Origin of the sequence: Prochlorococcus marinus subsp. marinus str. CCMP1375 (genome assembly GCF_000007925.1) — a bacterium.
GTDB classification, from domain to species: Bacteria; Cyanobacteriota; Cyanobacteriia; order PCC-6307; family Cyanobiaceae; genus Prochlorococcus_E; species Prochlorococcus_E marinus.
This window is the reverse complement of the sequence record NC_005042.1, coordinates 1,419,398-1,437,397: the sequence shown is the minus strand read 5'-3', so window position 1 is coordinate 1,437,397 and position 18,000 is coordinate 1,419,398. Positions and strand designations below refer to the sequence as shown.

27 protein-coding genes are annotated in these 18,000 nt (G+C 38.4%); 10 read left to right on the top strand and 17 right to left on the bottom strand.

Going from position 1 to position 18,000, the window contains the following annotated elements; translation table 11 throughout:
• Window positions 1-46: 46 nt before the first annotated feature.
• Window positions 47-358 carry an ArsR/SmtB family transcription factor gene (locus PRO_RS07715; RefSeq protein WP_011125728.1) on the bottom strand — a complete coding sequence of 104 codons (312 nt, stop codon included), beginning with the start codon at window positions 356-358 and terminating at the stop codon, window positions 47-49.
• Between the two features lie 119 nt (window positions 359-477).
• Between PRO_RS07715 and PRO_RS07710 the strand changes: the two genes are divergently transcribed.
• Window positions 478-1,503, top strand: a complete 1,026-nt coding sequence (locus PRO_RS07710; RefSeq protein WP_011125727.1) for an ArsJ-associated glyceraldehyde-3-phosphate dehydrogenase — start codon at window positions 478-480, stop codon at window positions 1,501-1,503.
• Window positions 1,504-1,513: 10 nt separating this feature from the next.
• Window positions 1,514-2,782, top strand: a complete 1,269-nt coding sequence (gene arsJ / locus PRO_RS07705; protein ID WP_011125726.1) for an organoarsenical effux MFS transporter ArsJ — start codon at window positions 1,514-1,516, stop codon at window positions 2,780-2,782.
• Window positions 2,783-2,855: 73 nt separating this feature from the next.
• Here the strand turns inward: arsJ and pstS are convergent, their stop codons facing one another.
• A complete protein-coding gene (gene pstS / locus PRO_RS07700; protein WP_011125725.1) occupies window positions 2,856-3,845 on the bottom strand; it encodes a phosphate ABC transporter substrate-binding protein PstS in 990 nt (329 codons plus the stop codon).
• A gap of 354 nt (window positions 3,846-4,199) precedes the next feature.
• Here pstS and PRO_RS07695 point away from each other — a divergent pair, with 354 nt between their 5' ends.
• Window positions 4,200-4,823, top strand: coding sequence for a Crp/Fnr family transcriptional regulator (locus PRO_RS07695; RefSeq protein ID WP_011125724.1), 624 nt, complete (start codon window positions 4,200-4,202; stop codon window positions 4,821-4,823).
• Between the two features lie 148 nt (window positions 4,824-4,971).
• Here the strand turns inward: PRO_RS07695 and PRO_RS07690 are convergent, their stop codons facing one another.
• Window positions 4,972-5,160 (bottom strand): hypothetical protein, encoded by a 189-nt coding sequence (locus PRO_RS07690; protein WP_036892488.1) that lies wholly within the window; start codon window positions 5,158-5,160, stop codon window positions 4,972-4,974.
• A 232-nt stretch (window positions 5,161-5,392) separates the two neighbouring features.
• On the opposite strand from PRO_RS07690, the gene PRO_RS07685 reads away from it, so the two are divergent.
• Window positions 5,393-5,587 (top strand): hypothetical protein, encoded by a 195-nt coding sequence (locus PRO_RS07685; RefSeq protein WP_011125722.1) that lies wholly within the window; start codon window positions 5,393-5,395, stop codon window positions 5,585-5,587.
• 36 nt (window positions 5,588-5,623) lie between these two features.
• Window positions 5,624-5,800, top strand: coding sequence for a hypothetical protein (locus PRO_RS07680; RefSeq protein WP_164923250.1), 177 nt, complete (start codon window positions 5,624-5,626; stop codon window positions 5,798-5,800).
• 126 nt (window positions 5,801-5,926) lie between these two features.
• On the opposite strand, the gene PRO_RS07675 is transcribed toward PRO_RS07680, so the two are convergent.
• The 6 genes from PRO_RS07675 to PRO_RS07650 form a co-directional block, all read right to left on the bottom strand.
• A complete protein-coding gene (locus PRO_RS07675; RefSeq protein WP_011125721.1) occupies window positions 5,927-6,304 on the bottom strand; it encodes a hypothetical protein in 378 nt (125 codons plus the stop codon).
• A gap of 225 nt (window positions 6,305-6,529) precedes the next feature.
• Window positions 6,530-7,717 carry a serine hydrolase domain-containing protein gene (locus PRO_RS07670; protein ID WP_011125720.1) on the bottom strand — a complete coding sequence of 396 codons (1,188 nt, stop codon included), beginning with the start codon at window positions 7,715-7,717 and terminating at the stop codon, window positions 6,530-6,532.
• Window positions 7,718-7,960: 243 nt separating this feature from the next.
• Window positions 7,961-8,674, bottom strand: a complete 714-nt coding sequence (locus PRO_RS07665; RefSeq protein WP_011125719.1) for a phosphoesterase — start codon at window positions 8,672-8,674, stop codon at window positions 7,961-7,963.
• Window positions 8,671-9,486: a metallophosphoesterase family protein gene (locus PRO_RS07660; RefSeq protein ID WP_011125718.1), complete on the bottom strand. Its 816-nt coding sequence runs from the start codon at window positions 9,484-9,486 to the stop codon at window positions 8,671-8,673. Before PRO_RS07660 ends, PRO_RS07665 begins: the two co-directional genes overlap by 4 nt.
• A 5-nt stretch (window positions 9,487-9,491) precedes the next feature.
• Window positions 9,492-10,277 carry an ATPase gene (locus PRO_RS07655; RefSeq protein WP_011125717.1) on the bottom strand — a complete coding sequence of 262 codons (786 nt, stop codon included), beginning with the start codon at window positions 10,275-10,277 and terminating at the stop codon, window positions 9,492-9,494.
• 86 nt (window positions 10,278-10,363) lie between these two features.
• Window positions 10,364-10,534, bottom strand: coding sequence for a hypothetical protein (locus PRO_RS07650; RefSeq protein WP_164923249.1), 171 nt, complete (start codon window positions 10,532-10,534; stop codon window positions 10,364-10,366).
• A 423-nt stretch (window positions 10,535-10,957) separates the two neighbouring features.
• Between PRO_RS07650 and PRO_RS09680 the strand changes: the two genes are divergently transcribed.
• Window positions 10,958-11,050, top strand: a complete 93-nt coding sequence (locus PRO_RS09680) for a chlorophyll a/b-binding protein (protein ID WP_011125716.1) — start codon at window positions 10,958-10,960, stop codon at window positions 11,048-11,050.
• A 318-nt stretch (window positions 11,051-11,368) separates the two neighbouring features.
• Complete coding sequence (locus PRO_RS09635; RefSeq protein WP_011125714.1) at window positions 11,369-11,500, top strand: hypothetical protein; 132 nt, start codon at window positions 11,369-11,371, stop codon at window positions 11,498-11,500.
• Between the two features lie 393 nt (window positions 11,501-11,893).
• On the opposite strand, the gene PRO_RS07640 is transcribed toward PRO_RS09635, so the two are convergent.
• Window positions 11,894-12,562 (bottom strand): outer membrane beta-barrel protein, encoded by a 669-nt coding sequence (locus tag PRO_RS07640; protein ID WP_011125713.1) that lies wholly within the window; start codon window positions 12,560-12,562, stop codon window positions 11,894-11,896.
• Between the two features lie 614 nt (window positions 12,563-13,176).
• On the opposite strand from PRO_RS07640, the gene PRO_RS07635 reads away from it, so the two are divergent.
• Window positions 13,177-13,815: a hypothetical protein gene (locus PRO_RS07635; RefSeq protein ID WP_011125712.1), complete on the top strand. Its 639-nt coding sequence runs from the start codon at window positions 13,177-13,179 to the stop codon at window positions 13,813-13,815.
• 394 nt (window positions 13,816-14,209) lie between these two features.
• Complete coding sequence (locus PRO_RS07630) at window positions 14,210-14,431, top strand: hypothetical protein (protein ID WP_036892486.1); 222 nt, start codon at window positions 14,210-14,212, stop codon at window positions 14,429-14,431.
• Between the two features lie 303 nt (window positions 14,432-14,734).
• Here the strand turns inward: PRO_RS07630 and PRO_RS07625 are convergent, their stop codons facing one another.
• The 7 genes from PRO_RS07625 to PRO_RS07600 form a co-directional block, all read right to left on the bottom strand.
• On the bottom strand, window positions 14,735-15,343 hold the full coding sequence (locus tag PRO_RS07625) for a hypothetical protein (protein ID WP_036892484.1): 609 nt from the start codon (window positions 15,341-15,343) through the stop codon (window positions 14,735-14,737).
• Window positions 15,344-15,850: 507 nt separating this feature from the next.
• The gene (locus PRO_RS07620; protein WP_011125710.1) at window positions 15,851-16,243 is read right to left on the bottom strand and encodes a hypothetical protein; all 393 of its coding nucleotides are present in this window, start codon (window positions 16,241-16,243) and stop codon (window positions 15,851-15,853) included.
• Window positions 16,244-16,432: 189 nt separating this feature from the next.
• Window positions 16,433-16,624, bottom strand: coding sequence for a hypothetical protein (locus tag PRO_RS07615; RefSeq protein ID WP_011125709.1), 192 nt, complete (start codon window positions 16,622-16,624; stop codon window positions 16,433-16,435).
• Window positions 16,625-16,689: 65 nt separating this feature from the next.
• Window positions 16,690-16,830 (bottom strand): hypothetical protein, encoded by a 141-nt coding sequence (locus PRO_RS07610; RefSeq protein WP_164923248.1) that lies wholly within the window; start codon window positions 16,828-16,830, stop codon window positions 16,690-16,692.
• A 243-nt stretch (window positions 16,831-17,073) separates the two neighbouring features.
• On the bottom strand, window positions 17,074-17,349 hold the full coding sequence (locus tag PRO_RS07605) for a cupin domain-containing protein (RefSeq protein WP_011125708.1): 276 nt from the start codon (window positions 17,347-17,349) through the stop codon (window positions 17,074-17,076).
• A gap of 61 nt (window positions 17,350-17,410) precedes the next feature.
• Window positions 17,411-17,575, bottom strand: a complete 165-nt coding sequence (locus PRO_RS09485; protein WP_011125707.1) for a hypothetical protein — start codon at window positions 17,573-17,575, stop codon at window positions 17,411-17,413.
• Window positions 17,576-17,761 (bottom strand): hypothetical protein, encoded by a 186-nt coding sequence (locus PRO_RS07600; protein WP_072013148.1) that lies wholly within the window; start codon window positions 17,759-17,761, stop codon window positions 17,576-17,578.
• Between the two features lie 5 nt (window positions 17,762-17,766).
• Here PRO_RS07600 and PRO_RS07595 point away from each other — a divergent pair, with 5 nt between their 5' ends.
• A complete protein-coding gene (locus PRO_RS07595; protein WP_011125706.1) occupies window positions 17,767-17,961 on the top strand; it encodes a hypothetical protein in 195 nt (64 codons plus the stop codon).
• Window positions 17,962-18,000 lie beyond the last annotated feature (39 nt).

Here is an 18,000-nt window from a genome sequence, read left to right as displayed (position 1 = left end):
GGCATGTGAAGCACTAGGTCATTGGTCATTCGCAATGCCTTGTGATTTATTCACAAGTAGACGCTTCATTCAGGCACCCTTTTCTTAGTTTTTTGATCCAATTCTGCAAAGACTTTAATGTTCTTATATCGAGTTGGTAATATACCCAGCGGCCACTTTGCCTATCCGTGATAACCCCAGCGTCTTTAAGAACCTTGAGGTGAAAAGAAATTTTGGATTGCGCTAAACCTGTCTCTTGCATAAGGTCACAAACACATTTTTCCCCACTGGACAAGGATTCAATTATTTCCAATCTGATAGGTTCTGCTAAGGCTTTGAGTGAATCTATTGCTTTTTTATTGGCGACACCTGTACTCATTAATTAGTCAGCCAGAGTAATGTTGTAATTTTACAAGAATTGCCACAGCTATCAACAGAGATTGATATATCAATAATTCTTGATATATACTATGCATGCATTTTGTCATGCGGAGTTTTATGCGCATTGGTATTAATGGGTTTGGTCGTATAGGGCGACTTGTTCTTAGAGCTCTCTGGGATAGAGAAAATATCGAGATTACACATATCAACGACCCATTCGGGGATGCAAAGGGGGCTGCACATTTACTGGAGTTTGATTCTGTTCACGGCCGATGGGATAAATCAATAAGTTCCGACCAGAACAAACTATCTATAGAAGGGCACTCAATATCTTTTTCACAAGAAAGCGATTTCACAAAAGTTCAATGGGATGAGACAGGGATAGAGCTAATTCTCGAATGCTCAGGAAAATTCAAATCTCCTCAAACGTTAAATCCATATTTCGATACTTTAGGGATGAAAAGAGTTGTCGTTGCATGTCCTGTTAAAGGTGAAATCCAGGGAGAGGATGCTCTGAATATCGTCTACGGTATTAACCACGATTTATATAAACCAAATAAACATCGCTTAATAACTGCTGCATCCTGCACGACTAATTGTTTAGCTCCAGTTGTAAAGGTCGTTAATCAAGCCTTTGGTATTAAGCATGGAAGCATTACAACTCTCCATGACCTAACAAATACACAAGTCATAGTTGATTCATTTAAGCCAGACTTAAGAAGAGCCAGAAGTGGATCACAAAGTTTAATACCAACAACAACAGGCTCAGCAAAAGCGATAGGGATGATTTTCCCAGAATTACAAGGCAAATTAAATGGCCATGCAGTTCGAGTTCCTCTCCTCAATGGATCTTTAACTGATGCTGTATTTGAATTAGAGAAAGAGGTAACGCAAGAAGAAGTCAATCATGTGTTCAAAGAAGCTTCAGAAGGAGAGCTAAAAGGAATACTCGGTTACGAAGAAAAACCACTTGTCTCTATTGATTATGTCAATGACTCCAGGAGTTCAATTATTGATGCTCTCTCAACCATGGTGGTCAACAAAACTCAACTTAAAGTCTATATTTGGTATGACAATGAATGGGGGTATAGCTGTCGGATGGCTGATCTGGTGTCACATGTAATAAAGCTAGAAAAAGAATAAAAATAAAAGCATGAGATTATCGTCATTACAGCAATATGGAATCGTAACGACCAACTATTGGGCATTCACACTTACAGATGGTGCTCTAAGGATGCTAGTGATTTTTCACTTTCATAGCCTTGGATATACAACCTTAGAAATCGCATTCTTATTCCTTTTTTACGAGTTCTTTGGCATCGTCACTAATCTCTATGGTGGATGGATTGGAGCAAGATATGGATTACGTCTAACACTATGGGTCGGGACTCTTTTACAAATAGTGGCCTTATTGATGTTGATACCAGTTTCGAGTAGTTGGTCGAAACTTTTGAGTGTCATTTATGTCATGGTTGCTCAAGCGATTAGTGGTATAGCAAAAGATCTCAATAAGATGAGTGCCAAAAGTGCAATCAAAACTGTCGTTCCAGATTCCCCTGAAGAAGATGGTGGAAATAATCAATTGTTCAAATGGGTTGCTATCTTAACTGGTTCAAAAAATGCACTCAAAGGAGTTGGCTTTTTTCTTGGTGGACTTTTGCTGACCAGTTTTGGTTTTAATACAGCAGTTGCATTAATGGCAATCGGTTTAGGTGTTTCGTTTTTATTGACATTAATTTTGCCTGGAGACATTGGGAAGATGAAAAGCAAACCAATCTTCAAAGACTTATTTTCTAAATCTCAAGGGATCAATGTCCTCTCTTTTGCACGCTTTTTTCTCTTTGGGGCAAGAGACGTATGGTTCGTTGTGGCATTACCTGTTTTTCTTGAAACGTATCTAAATTGGAATTTTTCTGAGATTGGAGCGTTCCTAGGATTGTGGGTTATTGGTTATGGCTTTATCCAAGCGTTTGCGCCGTCTTTAAGAAATTTATGGGGAAATAAAAGAAGCCCAGGGGTTTCTTCTGTTCAATTTTGGAGCGCTGTCTTAACTGCAATACCAGCTCTAATAGCTATAGCACTATGGCGACAAAGCAATCCAGAAATAGCAATTACAGTTGGATTAATAATATTTGGATTCATTTTTGCAATGAACTCATCGATACATTCATATATGGTTCTTGCATATACGGATAAGGAAAACGTAAGTCTAAATGTGGGCTTCTATTACATGGCAAATGCGGCAGGGAGACTGATTGGTACGCTCTTATCTGGTGTCCTATTTATGCTTGGGTCAGAAACATCTGTAGGAATGCAAGTTTGTTTATGGTGTTCAAGCTTGTTTGTATTCTTATCATGGTTGACCAGTCTTTCGCTCCCTTCTATAAATAACTCTGACTTTTTTGAAAAGGATTCTGCATAAGCAGAAATTAATTATTGACATAAAAAAAGAGGGATTCAAGCCCCTCCTTTTCTTAAACTCTTAAGTTAGAGAGTTACTGTCCAATTCTTTTGACGGCTGAACGAGCTTTCTGTAGAATTTCTCCTTTAAGCGGAACAAACCCAAGGGAAGGAGCTTTTTCTTGAGCTTTCTCACTAAGAAGATAGTTTAGTGACTCTTGGATGGCTTTTGTTTTAGAGCCATTACCAGTCTCATAAGCAAGGATCCAAGTTAAAGTTGCAATTGGATAAGCTCCACGTGCTTTTGGATTTGGGTTTGTGCCCGCTAGATTTCGATCTAAAGTGATTCCGTTGAGAGCTATTGCACCATTCTCCTTGCTTGGCTTTAGATACTCACCCGATAAATTTTGCAGAGCAGCTGCTTTAATGACTCCTTTGACATAGGACTGGTTAACATAACCAATTGTTCCTGGATTGTTGCGAATTAATCCTGCAACACCAGCATTACCTTTTCCTCCAATACCAGCAGGCCAATTAACTGATTTGCCTGTTCCTAAAGTCCATGTTTTAGAGAAAGCTTGCATGGAATTGGTGAAAGCTTTTGTTGTTCCAGAACCATCAGAACGATGCGCCCAAGTTAATTTTCCAGCAGGGCAACCAACTTGACTCCAGTCCGTGATTTTGCCCATGGCGATACGAACTGCTTGTTCTTGTGTAAGCCTGAGGTCACAATCGTAGTTATAGCCAAATGCAATGGTGCCTCCAACCATTGGGATTTGAACTAACCCACGTGTAACTTTGCCAATATCTTTGGCTTTCATTGGATCGTCAGACGCTCCAAAGTCAACTGTTTCATCAATGAAAGCTTTTCGTCCAGAACCAGAACCAATAGCTTGATAGTTCACTCTAGGGCCACCTTCTTCTGCTTGATCGGCAAACCAACGTGTGTAGATTTTGGCAGGGAAAGAAGCACCCGCTCCATTAAGTCTCACACCTGACGTGGAATCACTTGATCCACATGCCGTAATGCCAGCTCCAAGAGCAGCCATGGAGACAAAAGAAAAAACCTTCTTGGAGAAGGACATGAGAAAAACAAGAACTGAATCAATTGCATTCTAATCAATAAAAGTTGTTTTAATCAAGTTTTCTTGATGTATTTACCATAAAACGATGATGGAAGGTCGTCACTCAGAGCGGCTTTCACCTCTTAGACGATCGAGCCTTACGTCACTTAAGCCCTGAACCAATTGCCAGGCGATTTGGCCACTAACCCTTTCCTCGCAATAGAAATCACTGACGCAAAATCGAGGATCTCTGTAAGCTTCCTGCTTGAAGCAGCAACCGACCATGCTCTTCCAATCCAGGTAATGCATATACATTCTTTATATCAAGTATTATTGATATGATGATATATTATTTGTATATTTAATCAGTCAAATGTGGCTGCAGCTAATTGCACGGTTTCACCAAAGGTTTTAGACGGATTGTCAAAATTTTTGGAAACTAGTTTTGCTAGAAAGAATATTGTTCATATTTCCAAAGGAAATTATATTCCTTGGCTTAAAGGCAAGATCTGGATTGTTGTTAAAGGATTAATTAAATTACGAGTGCCAAGAATTGATGGTAACGAATTTATTCTTGGTTTTGTGGGGCAAAATCAGGTACTTGGCGAACCATTTTCTTTCATTGACCACTGCAGTCCATTTACTTTGGTTGATTGTGAACTACTACACTTGCCTGTCGAAGAAGTATATAATTCTCCACCTTTGGCCTTGGCAATTTTGGAGTCGCTCTCATTACGCCATCGTTCTACAGAATTAAATTTGACTGTTCTCTTAGAAAAGACTGCTGAAGAAAGGGTTAAAGCATTCCTTGAATTGATAGCTACTGATTTTGGTAAGCCAGTGGAAGAGGGCTTGATGATTGATTTCTTGATCACTCATCAAGATATTGCTAATGCAGTAGGACTAACGCGTGTAACCATTACAAGGATATTGTCTCAACTGAAGAAAACTGGTTGGTTGAGAAAATTAGATGGAGGTTTTTTGGTTATCGCTTTTTAAATGCATAAACCCTTTCTATTACTACTGTCTCAAATAAGGTTCGTGGTTCATTAGCCAGTAGTTAGTTTCCTGTGATGCCATGGGGTTTCAGCGATATTGCGATGTGTGGATGGTGTGTGGATGGCTTAACATTCTCACCCCTATTTCTTTATTCTAATTCTTCATTTTTCATCGCCTCTCTATTTATTTTTTCATGCTTAGTGACTATTTCTTCTGCGGTCCTCTCGCTACTTGGTGTTGATTCATGACGAGAAGAATATAAAGGTTCTTGTTTAATGTCTTTCCCCTCATCATGTCGCCAGGTTGAAATTGCATCGCTTAAGTCAGTTTTCCCCATAGATTTATTAGTCTTTCTTTTCTTGAGGATCTTAAATAGTAAATATAGAGAAATAGCCAGAAAAATTATCTTTAGCATCTGTAAGCATCTCTTTTAGTTAGTAGGTTAGCAGGTGAGTTCTACACCGAAAGCGCTGTTACTAAATGAGGGTCTATACATAAAGAGTATTTTATACAATTCCAATGTTGCAATTTTTAGCTATGCATTTGTTAGAAGATATCTTTCTTGAGAAATGAATGCTGATTCAGAGCTAAAAGAAATCTTGCGCTTAGCTTTGAATAATGCTGTTTCAAGAATGGAAACATTAAAAGAACCTTCTGATCGGCGTTGCATATTCAATGAATATAAGGAGTGGTTAGGAGAAAATATTAATGATGATGTTTGGGTGATTCCGAGAGAGGCAATTCAAAACGAAAATGAATTATGAAAAAGAAACTTTACTTCACAGATCTTTGATATTGACATGAAAGGGTTCCGAGCGATTATTGCTAGCAAACTTAGGTCTATTGCTGACAGTATTGAAAGTAGAAACAATAATGATAATGATGCTTTTGTTGATTCGATGGCTGATGTTGATGATCAGAGAGCGCATCATTTTGGGAACGCAGAAGACTTCGATGAGTTAGATGACTCTGAATGAAAAATTCTTAATTTGTTGACTCTCTCTTAGTTGGAGAAGCATTGAAATTATATCTTTCGCTAATTTGCTGGTTAGTATTTTGATGAAATTAGATGCCATTTAATATGCATTATATTTTTGCTTCTCTTATCTATTAGTTGGTTCACATCTTGGAGTATCAGGCTTTTCATTAAGTCTCTCAATTTTAGATATATCCAAATCAGCGACCTCCAGTCCATACAGATCAGCGATTTTTGTCATAGCTAGACCTTCTGCTCCAGCCCAAGATTCTGCTAAAACTGCCCAAGTTTTCTGGCTAAATTCAACTCCCAAGTTTTCATTGTCGTTTCTTTTCTCGTCCATCTCTATGACTTTCTTTAACCCTTGGGGACTGAGATGACTTTTTATCCTTAAAAAAACAACTTCCAACATTGAGTAGTAGAACTTTTCCATTGCATTGTTGTAAGCCCATTCAGCATCTTTTTGAGCTTTTTTGGCATGTTCAAGATTGATTTCTTGGCTCATTTTTTCTTTAGTTGGTTGGAATTTCGAATGAAGATCTTGCTAGTATTTTGCTAGTATGGACTACCTCGATTCCTTCAAATCCCTTGGTATAACTGTCGGCTCACTCTTCATTAGCCAGTAGTTGGGTTCCTGTGATGCCATGGGTTCTCAGCGATATTGTGATGTGTGGATGGCTTAACATTCTCACCCTCATTTCTTTATTCTATTTCAATCAAGTTTTGATTACTAATCCCAACGATTGTATTTACTGATCAACTTCAAACTGTCTGTGATGAAGGAATATTCAGGTATTTCAGTTGTTGTGAAAGGATTTGGTCCTTTGTTGATCAAAATTACAGCACCCTTCTTACCGTCTTTGCTGATGATAGAAAGTGAGAGATAACCAATATTCGATCCACTGTGAGAAAGGTAGTCACCCTTTGAATCTTCCTGAGCATTTTTATTAACAATAAAAAATCCTAGACTGCGTGTCGGCGTTGAACTCGGAATAATTAAAGCTTCAGCTAGTCTTTGATTAATTAGAGTGCCTTCTCCTTTGAGTGCTCGGGTGAAGGCTAAATTGAAGAGAGCTAGATCGGTCGCTGTTGTCCAGAGTAGACCTGGAGAGAGGATAGTACTGCGCATTGGGGCTTTTTTATGCACACTGCCATCGCTGTCGTAAGGAATGGCTATTGTTGAGGAGTCTTCTAGGAAGAACTCGTCGTCAAAAGTACTATTCATCATTTTTGCAGGTTGTATCACCAACTCGTTCATTAATCTTTTGAAAGGTTTGTCGCCGACGTCTTCAATAGCAGGCTGAAGCACTGAGTAACAGCCATTGCAGTATGCAAACTTTTCTCCTGGTACGTTGGTTACCGTTACTGGGGGATTCGTTGCAGGCGGCTTACCATTTAAAAACTGCTTTACCGTCGGCAAAGTTTCTTTAGGACCACAGCAACCGTCTGGATAAGGTGAGGTAAGTGCTGCAGTATGATTCAGTAGCATCCTAAAAGTAACTGGCACTTTTGCTGTGAATTGATTCTTTGGGATTTTCCAGCTTTTAAGATAACGGTTTACTGGTTCATCTAACGCGATTCCTTTATCAGCTAGTAGTTTTACTACGGCTAGAGATGTTTGTACTTTGGTGATTGAATTAGCGGTAAATAAGGTAGACGTTGTTACCTCACGTTGAGTAATTTTGTCGGCTATCCCGAAACCCTTTGCCCAGGATATCTTCCCGTTATCAATTACTGCGATTGAGGCGCCAGGGATATCCATCTCTTGTCGTAGTGATTCGATTGAATTTTGAAGTCTGCGATTTGACAGGTTTGTTAGAAAGGTTGGTTTGGCAGTAATTGATTTAGCAATGATCAGTAAGAAAAAACCTGAGCTGGCCACGGTTAATACTTTTACTGCCAATTTATTAATGGTCATTTTTTCCTTAGTGATTTTTATCTTTTTAAGTATATAGTTTGAATGGAATATCCTTATTTACAGCATCAAAATCAGGAGTAATGTTTAGGGAGTGAGGGGTTGGATGCAGGTTCCCTTCACGCGTTATTGGAATTGGATTGCAGACCCCTTCTCAACTTTTAAGAACTGAGAAAATAAGACCACCAAACGTAGAAGCGAGGAGCAGAGACACCATTACTAAGATGATTATTTTAGTGATGCTTGTTATGCGAAACCTTTTCCTTTTTTATTGTATTGATCACCAACGCTCAGAAAGTGTGTTTTATCACTACCAACGTCATAGATGGTGTAATTCGCTCCTGCTCCAATTCCAATGATGCTTTGTTTAGATACTTTCTGCTGATGTTGACTTTTGCCATTCAGGTCTTTTACCTGTGAATCGAGCCTTCCCCCCGTGAGCTCAAGATGAAATTGTTTGGTACTGTGTGCTGTGAATAATCTATTTACATCAAGTCGAGTGAGGCGATCAATAAGAATGAGCGGAGATGTTTCAGATGTAAGGTTATCTCCTACATCTGCGGAGCTTCCATGGATTAAGCCGCAATCTAATTCAATGAAGCCAAATTGAAGTGATGCTAGCCACTTGAGATGATAGGTATCAACAGCATTCAATAAGGCTGTTACTGCTTCTTCGCCTTGATTTAGTCGCAAAGCATCGGCCTTTTGCTCGCCACGTAATCCCTGCTCTGTAAGCAGCTGCTCTTCCCACCAGCCATAAATGCACTGAGGTTGTAACTCATCACGTCGGGGATTTTGTAGTCGATTTAATAATGCATCACAGTTGCGTTCTGGCCCGATCATATCTCCTAGGACAAATAAGGCCGTAACTCCGCGAGCCTTCTTTAAATTACGTTGAATCAGCTCATAGGTTCCTAGGTCACCTTTTAGACCACTCACTAGTGCCCAGCGCTCAATCATCGTTCACAAACATGACTAGCATCTTCGGCTTGCTCAGCAAATTCAAAGCCATGGCTTAGTCGCCATGCAAATATTGGTGGCAGTCCAGCATCAATAATGGCTTGGCATGTTTGCCTAATATCATAAGCTACCTCTTTGATTTCAACTTCACCAGTAACATCATCATGGGTTACATAGGTGGCATTAGTGCTGCCATGACGAGGCTCGCCGACTGATCCTGCATTGACGATTTTTCGCATCGGTAACTTTATTTCCTTTTCTTCTGCATTGTTATTAGATGTGTTTTGTAGCCGCACTCGAATTGTTCCATTTTTTAGTTCACGTACATAAGGTTGATGAGTGTGTCCGCAAAACAAAGTATCAGCTCCGGCTTTGTTAACTCTTTCAAGTGCTGCAAATGCATTCATGTCAGGTAGAAGATACTCATGTTGGCTATTGGGACTGCCATGAACAAACAGGATGCGATCTCTACGTATTGATGTTGGCAAGCTTGCTAGAAAATTTTTATTGATATTTGTTAATTGTTCTGCTGTCCACTCATGAGCTAGATGTCCCCGTTTTTCCGCTAGTTGAGATGGGTAGCTGCATTCGCATGCATTAAGACCCTCAATAATATCTTCATCCCAGCATCCTTGACAGCTAGCAATAGCACGCTCTCGTACTAGATCTACTACTTCATTCGGTTGTGGCCCATAGCCTACAAGATCTCCAAGACAAGTGATATCGTCAATTCCTTGTTGATCAATATCATTTAATACCGCTTTCACTGCAGCGAGGTTGGCATGTAGGCAGGAGATAACTGCGTGTTTCATGATGATTAGTTTGTGCGAAGAGCTTCTGGCTGTTGATTTCGTAAAGGTGTTTGATGCATTTCGAGTAAGGCATCGTTTAGTAGGCAGTGATTAATCGTTGACTCAATGCCTATGCAATCAAGTCCTTTACCTTGTATAACTAGCGCTGATGGGCTTTCAGGCCTGCCATTAGGAGGGGAAACTGTTTTTAGTGGAAGAAATTGTGACCCTTTTTGACTCACAATCCAATTGAAGAAAATAGACTGTCCATCGGGCAAGTTCATGAGAGCCTTGGCTCTATAGACATCTCCATAGGCTCCATTCACGAGCTCAAACCAAAAGGTATTCAGACTCTGTGGATCCCAGACTCTTTTGGCAAGGTTGAGGCTCCAAGATTCAAGTTTTTTGAAAACCAACGTGTCATTATTAGGTAATTCTGAGTCTCGACCAAAGTGTAGTTGCCTATCAGGTTGTAGCCTTAAAGACTCAAGTTGACTCTTGATGTAAGGATTTAGCTCTGCTGGTTCTACGCTTTCAGGTGATTGAGATTGTGAAAGCTCAATCAAAATGAAGAAGTCTTTCTGTTGTGACATAGAAGTATCAGAACAGTCCGATAAGTCTTGTAGATGAGGAGCTTGATCTTTCAAGAATGTGTAATCAATTAGAGATTCAGGTAACTTTTCTTTATTATTGTTGGCTTGTTCAGTTAGGCGTAAATATCCGCAAGCACCTTGATTGCTTTTGATCTTGTTAAGTATCCAGGTAGTCTTCCCGCACCCTGGCGAGCCTGAAATTAACCATTTTTGTCCCATCTTTTACGCAAGACCAAACATTGCTGACCTTATCAAAAGATAAGAACGATAATCGTTTCCATTTTGTAATCACGACAATAGGTAGATTAGTATTTAGGATGCTCTTGGCGTGAAACTTCCTTAGTACTGTTTTTTAGATATGCTCTAGTAATCTTGGAGCGATTCAAAAGACCTTCGTATGGGTCTAGGGATTCGTAAGCTAATATCTCTTCGTAAAGGTCAGGGCTCGTCCCATGAAAGTCTTGATTATCATCCATTGTTTAAAAGGATGTCTGGTAGTGTGATTGATTGACTTTTAAGGAAGGCTTATAAGCCTTCTTTCGAAAAGCAATTCCGGATGGATGACATTTATGAAATTCTTTAATAATTGCTTTTCTTATTAGATCCTGTTGTCTCAAACTTTTGGTTTCCATAGTAATAACTTTGGTTGAAATTAAGCTACAGCTTTATTGCTTTATAGATGTATCTAATTTGACAAAAAGTTTTTTTGATAGGCTTTATTTTTAAATGCTAATTTATTTAGATTAAATACGACAATTCTATCGTAATTATGTATTTAGGCATACTAAAATATGCTAGTAATTTGACTTTGCATCGATGTTTTTCGAGAAAAGCATAAATAGATACATACACTTTTTTCTATTAGTATATTATTTGTAAACAAATACTTTTTTTAAGTCATGCCTTTCTGTAATCTTAAGAAAGCGGAAATACTTAATGGCAGACTAGCTATGATAGGAGTCATTATAATGATTCTGACTTCATTTACATAGTCTTTTCTTCGTAAAAATGCTCTTAAAATTATCAGTTAAAATTAATGCTATACGAATCAGGAACGAGGCAATGCCACATTTTAGTGGAATCAAAGAATCGAATTGAAAGGATTCTTTTTGACTTAAATGGTATTGAAAATATTGATCATATCAGCTCTCAATTGCTTGCTGTTTATAATCAGTTAGAGGGTATACATGAATTGTATAGGAGTAAGCGTATCTCAAATGTAAGCTCCCTCTAAAAAATGTGGTTGTCAAATTAGATACATTCCTTTTTCTTATTCTGATATTCTCTTTCGAAATTCCAAATAAAAACAAATGAGTGAATTTGCAGTTATCACTTATTCATTATTTATAGCGATTTTTGCAATAGTGGTTATTTTTTTCTCATTTGAAGATGATGATGATCAAGGTGGTGGGAAAATGATTCCAATACTTCTAAGGAAGTAATAAATTTATTTTATTAAAAGCTGAAATAGATTGCTATAACTATATTGCGTATGCCTTCTTGATTTTCAACCATCTAGTTCATACTTCATTAGCCAGTAGTTAGGTTCAGTGACTCTTTTTGTTTTGCATCGTTTTTATCTGGCACTGGTTTGCATGACAATCATTAACTTTTGAACGATAATACTTTGAGAAGGAGTTTTCAGAAATTAGATTTCAAGAATTACAGGAAGTTTTTGATTCCAGTTGCTGCTGTTTTTTTAATTCTGAATGCAAATGTTAATAATGGAACGAGAAGGAAGATGACTTTATCTTTTTCTTCTGATTCAATGAAAAAAATACCCAACTGTTTTATCAAGCAGTTGGGTATTTTTTTAAGATTTTTATATATCTAAATTAGAATTTGTATCTCCATCCAGCTAATAAGTTAACTGCACTAAGTGCATCATAATTAATAGAATCCTCTGTAAATTTTTCTAGCTTTGTATAATTAGCCTCCGCGAACAAGTCATTCTTATCATTCATTTTATAGTTCATTCCACCTTTTAAGTTCCAAGTAAAAAGATCTCTTCCATCATCAACTACAACTACATCTGTTCCAGCAACGGTTGTAGTGTAGTTCTGCATTTTTACATTCGTTGTTCCTAATCCTGCTGCTACGTAGGGGTAGAACTTCTTGTCTTCTTCGCCTGGGAAATCCCTATAAACATTAAGCATATAGGACTTGACGTCATATTCTGGCTTTGGAGAAAGACTTGCTGTTGCGCCAACTCCACCTGTGCTTGCTGTAATGTCTTGCATTTTCGGAGTGAATTTCCCAAATGAAACCTCTAGACGCCACTTGTCAGAGAAGTGTTTCCCAATACCCAATTGATATGCAAACGAACTATCCATATTGGAGGATAAGTCGTATTTTGTCGTACCTATTGTGGTATCTCCTTCAATATCTGAGGTTGAATTATTTCCACCTCCGATAGTTAAGTAGTATCTATCTTCATCGGCAGATGCAATTGATGGAAATGCAAGTGAAGCTAGTACTAAACTGGTGATAAGAGTTTTTTTCAACTGAATACAGATATGTGCTATTTTTAATTTTATATAGACAATCTAGAAAAAATAGATGGCGCAGGTAGGATTGTAAATTGTCACATATTTTATTTGATTTAGATTTTGATAATTTAGACAATGCTATTTAATTGATGACTGTCGTTCAGGAAAAGTTCGAATGGATTTTGTTCAATTCCCGAAATCCTGGATTTAACTGCATGCTTACTTTTCATTAGCCACCATCTTTTGTTATTCATTTTTTTAGTTTAGTCAAGAAATTTGGAAAAAAGTTGGTTGAAATTAGATCTTGATAAAGGGCTAGTAACGGCAACAGATCTAAGGTTTTCGTATTTTTTCTATCCACACATCTATCATGGCTGGAGTGATACCAAGCTGGTACGTGTTTCTTTATAAAGTATTAAAGGTTTTCCCTGCAGCTGAAGACTCGATTGAAAACTTACAGAAAAGAAGTTGTGCAAATTAATCATTAACCTCGATGTCTATTTTCTAAATTGGGATATAGGGGATGTATGCGTCCTGTATATCTAGTTAAATAAGCTAATGAATTTTATAATTTTTGTTGACAAGCCCTCCTAACCCTTATGATCAGTATGAATGAATAGGTTATCTAAATGTTTAATAGTTTGAGAAAATTGATGCCTGTTGGAGTTGCATCAGTTTTATTACTTCAGGGGGGTGGGATTACTTTGGCTGGAAATTACGATGCTATATGTAATGGTCTGAAATGCAAGATTATTCTTGATGGGAAAGGTGTTACTGGACCAAGTGGGTTTATGCCTTCCTATAAAATTGCTCAATGGTATACAGGTGGCGGTTCAGATCATAACAAAGGAGTAGCTGCAGTAGGCGCTGGCGGAGGAGCTGTAGGAGGAGCTGTTATAGGCGGGTTGGCAACTTGTTGGACAATAGTTCTTTGCGGCCCAGGAATTATTGCTGGAGGAGCTGCTGGAGGAGTAGGTGGCTCACAATTAGGTAAGTCAGCAGATTTTTATTTCACAGTTGTTGGTTATGATCAAAACGGAAAAAAAACCATTCAGAGTTTCAATTTCATTAATAAAAAGCCTGTTGGCAAAATAATGCAAGAACTTCCTATAGTGACAGGACTTGCAATGGGAGAATTAAGATCTCTCAAGGAGATAAAAGATGCTACAAAAAGGGAGGCTAGAACTGGTTCTTGGAAAGAAATTTTACCCATGAATTTAGGAAAGCCTCGCGGCAATAATGAAAGGACTCTCCCTGATTCTCTTTAAAGTTTTTCGTCGAGACTGCCCAACTATTCCTCGCCCATTCAGGACTTTTCTGTTCTCTACAATCTTGGGTATTACTGGGCGTATGATTAAAGAAGAAATGAACTCAAAGTTGGAATGGAGTTGGAATGAAATTATCCGATTCCCTTAAAACCCAGTCCTTCACTTATCTTACGTATTTCTCTATAGAGTATTCAAGGTTTCTTTTCTCTGCGAAGTTCAGGATCAGCCTGAAGACTTTTGAAAATTAAGTCACGAGGAAATTATCTTGTATCCCTATACCTACTTTCTGGAGGGGATATGGGGGATGTATGCGTCCTGTGTATTTCGTTAAATCAGCTCAGAGATTTTTGTAATTTTTTCTGTCTAATTTAATTAGAGCAGCTAGAAAGGGAAAATGAATAAGTTCTTCCTTCCTTTAATTGCTGCTCTTGCATTGCCTACAGCAGCTAATGCTGAGAATGTTTGTCTTTTAATCAAGTCCAAGGCTGGCAGCGAATCCAATATCACTTCATTCGTAGTTCCTATGGCATCAATGGATGTGTGTGAAGAAGCTGGTGCTAAAATCCTTGCTAGTAAAAGATTTGAAGTTGGTGCCTACTCTGAGTCTGGCTTTTGAGGTGTCTTTGTATTGAGTTTTGGTAGATGTTTAGGAGTGTTCATTTGACTGTGAATTAACTAACTATCTATCCATACAGTCTCAACAGAGATGAAACGGAATGTCCAATGAGGGTACATCTAGATCATCAGGGTTGAACCTTTAGATATTGAGTGTTGGGGTTTGTGTGTTTGGGAGATACAGACGGTGCTTTCGTGATGTTCGTTCGCTTCGCTATAAAAATGGGAGGCTTAATGCCTCCCAAAAATATTTAAGTTAAGGTACTGCTTTAATGAAGACTAGTAACTACCTAGACTTTAAAGACTAATTTACATTCTTAATTTCTAGAGGCCCAACTTTTGGTTCATCTACACAGTCATCTCTACCAGTAAATGAATCGTCAGAGAATGAGTTTGAGTTGGCAGGAACGCTTCGTGTATCACTAATGAAGTTTTTCTTCAGACTAAAGGCCCCACCATTGGTCGTGACGCCATTAACACCAAACAAAGTGCTTTTTCCGTCTTTCCCTGTATTACTATCTTTGCCTCTAGCTGAACATTTAGTTGTCACTCCTGCTTGATCATGATTAACTCCAAGCCCAGAAATTAGCTCCAGGCTAGTTAGGAAATTATGAGTTGTTTTAGCATTATAGAAACCAATTTGATTTATTTTGCGCTTTCCAGATTTATCGAAGTACTTGATAAGTATTCGATAATCTTCGTTCCTGTAACCAGGGAAAAATCCGCCTCGTTTTGAAGAATTACTGAATGACCAGCCAATAATATTATCGGAGCTAATATTAATTCCTGTACTAGTATTTATTTGATCTCCGTTGATAGTCACTTTGCATTTATCAGCTCCATCACAGGTGCCTTCCATTTCATATGCTTGGGATTGGGGTGTTAAGAAACTTCCTAAAGCTATGAAAGACATACAAGATATGACTAATGCTTTCTTTTTCATTTGAATTTTTAATTTAGAAGTAAAAGCAATTTAACACTGCTTCCTAGCCAAACTAGATCGTCTAGACATAATATGAAATACTATCTTTCAGGCTTTGCAATTGTGATTCCGGGCAGCCTCTGAACAGCACATATTTAGATCTCCTCTAGCAATTCATAGGCATCGTCGTAGTTCTAAAAGCTTTGAGAGGTGATGTCGTCGTCCTCTCCATCGTGTCTGGCGATGCGATATGTCATTACCAATAGTCGGGGAGCCTTGATGAATTACTTCTTCCTGGAATTTGTACAGCTACTATTTGTTGAAGATCAACAGGGTTGTTTTGTGGATTTACAAGTTTGAATAGAAATTCTTGATTGGCTGAGATCGCTTGCCACCACCCAAGAGGAACTTTTCATTAGCCAGTAGTTAGGCCCTGCCATGCCAAAGGATCTCTGGGAGTTTCAGTGTGTGAATAATGTGTGAATGAGAAGTTTGTCCTTATAGCTTCCCTAAACCCATTCCGATTGGCGGTTCAGAAGCTTTGATGACTTTCTCTGTAAGGCCATTTTGGCAAGAGTTATTCCTCCCAACTTCTGGTTCTTGGACTGGATATTCCTTATTCAAACTAAGAGGCATTGTTGGAGTTGCTGAAAACCTCAGCGAACCTCCACCAGTATCCCAACGAGCTTTGCATGTACAACCTTTTCCTCCTAGCCGTGGACCATGTCCGCTGAAGAGTGCTCTTATTCCACCCGTATCACAGGAGACATGACCGCATAAGCCATTTCCAAGATATGCGTGTCCTTTGGGGCAGGAGTTTTTCGGCTTGGCAATAATTGATTGAATTAGAACTTGTTTTGGAGTGCTTTGATTAACTAAAAAAAACTGCACCGCAAGCGATTACAACAGTTGAAGCCGCCCAAATAATGAATTTAGTTGCGCGATTTATGCTGAATTAGCTCTTAGTTTCTTTTTAGCCTGCATCAAACTCCCCAACATTTGCTATTAATCTGAGTTTTTCTGGCGTTCGAACCAGAGCAATGGGTGCATTTTCTTTTCTATTAATAGGGTTTTCACTTCTTATTGGTTTTTGTGCATCATGTGTCCGTTATGCATTTCACTAGGACCTTGCATCTCATGGCTACCAGCTAGTTGTTTCAATGACTTTGAACCGCAAATAGCACTCAATGCAATAACTACTAATGAAGCGGTGCTGAGGAATTGAAGAACGATTGGCAGATGAGCATTCACCCTGTCGCGAAAAGATGCCATTTAATGATGAAAAAGATTGTTTAATCTATGTTTAGCGCATTTAAGTAACAGATAAAGCATTAAGACTAATTTGGCGGAACATCAGTTAATTTGTAGGGGCTTTTTTTAGGGCGTTCGAGCTCACAAAATACCTGCTTTGCTTCTTCCATTTTTTCAAGTCGATTAATGATTCCCTGAACACGAATACGAGTTGAAGTGGAAAGCATTGAAGTTTTGTAGGTAAGTTTTTTTATTCAGTCTCTCAATTTTAGATACATCCAAATCAGCTGTCTTCAGTTCGTAGAGATCAGCAATTTTCAAAAGGGCTTAGATGGAAAGTAAAGTATGAATAAAGTGTGAATAGCTTTCTATGATTCCTCCAAATCCATTATGAGGACTAAAAACGATTATTTCATTAGCCAGTACTTTGCTTCAGTCATAGTCTTTAATCTCAGGGTTTTCTTGATTGGTTAGTTGCCAAAACGATAGTGTTTTTTGACTGCTTTATGCACTTCCCAGGTACAAGACATCCCCTCAGGAAAAACAATTAAATCACCGACTCCAAATTTGACTGGCTCCCCACCATTAGGAGTCACTGTGATTTCTCCTTCAAGTATTAAACAGGTTTCTTTCTCGCGATATGTCCAAGGGAAAGTGCTTGGATCACAAGTCCATATTGGCCAGTTTTTTATGCCTAGATCTTCAATTGTGCTTTTAGAGCATGGAGATGTAACGGAAATGCTCATTGAACCAACCTTTGATTTCGGGGTTTTCTTGGTTCTATTATCGCTTAAATCAAGAAAAGTTTTAGTCCGATCTCGAAACTCCTAGATTCCCGTTTTCTCTGTCTTTCTTCATCTTTTCTTTGATCTGCTTGTAATAGGCAACTTCTTCTGGATCTTTTGAACCAAGACCATATCTCATAGTTGCTGCGATATAAATTTTGTGTTGTCGATGAGGACTAAGAGTCATCTAACTATTGCTCCAGTATTTCAAGATTGATAAAACAGTGATCGTAATGACTCCGTATGTCCAGATAGTCCCACTGTTATCCGATAGTCTTTCCATCCATGGAGGAAGCCCTTTGTTGTCGATGATCAGGATGTAGATGAATCCAAGAATTAATAGAGGAAGGATCAGCGTTAGGAAGGGATTCATTTTCAATGCCACTGATTACTTCTATTATCTCTTATATGGAAACATCTAAGTGGAAACCTTCAGAAGAAGAAAGAGAAGTAATGGAAGCTGTTTGGATGCAAGTTAAATGTGCATGCGAGAAACTAAAGGAAGAAACTAATGCGCAAGATGAACACATTCGAAAAATGCTCAAAGAAATGGCTGACCGTCATTACTCGTGATGGATAATAAAAATAATGACTAGACATACAAAAGATTTT